At 72.8% G+C, this 254-nt stretch carries 1 protein-coding gene; it reads left to right on the top strand.

Features of this window, described 5'->3' with window-relative positions:
• A partial coding sequence (locus V7E46_RS34050; protein WP_443054428.1) for an RICIN domain-containing protein occupies window positions 1-128 on the top strand: 128 nt, incomplete at its 5' end.
• Window positions 129-254: the final 126 nt, after the last annotated feature.

Here is a 254-nt window from a genome sequence, read left to right as displayed (position 1 = left end):
GGTACCGGATCCGCAACCTCAACTCGCAGAAGGTGCTGGGCGTGGACCTGATGTCGACCGCCAACAGCGCGCCCGTCGTCCAGTACGACGACAACGGCACCGCCGACCACTTGTGGCAGTTCGTCTGACCCTTCGGCGGCCGATCCGCCGACGGCCGGTCCTCCGGCCGTCGATCCGCCGACCGCGGCCGGTCCCGCGACGGCAGCCGCAGGACCCCGCCGCACCGCTCCCTCGACTCCCCCCACCCCTCCCCG

Origin of the sequence: Streptomyces sp. IBSBF 2435, from assembly GCF_036815005.1 — a bacterium.
Classification (GTDB): domain Bacteria; phylum Actinomycetota; class Actinomycetes; order Streptomycetales; family Streptomycetaceae; genus Actinacidiphila.
This window is presented reverse-complemented; position numbering and strand designations above follow the sequence as displayed.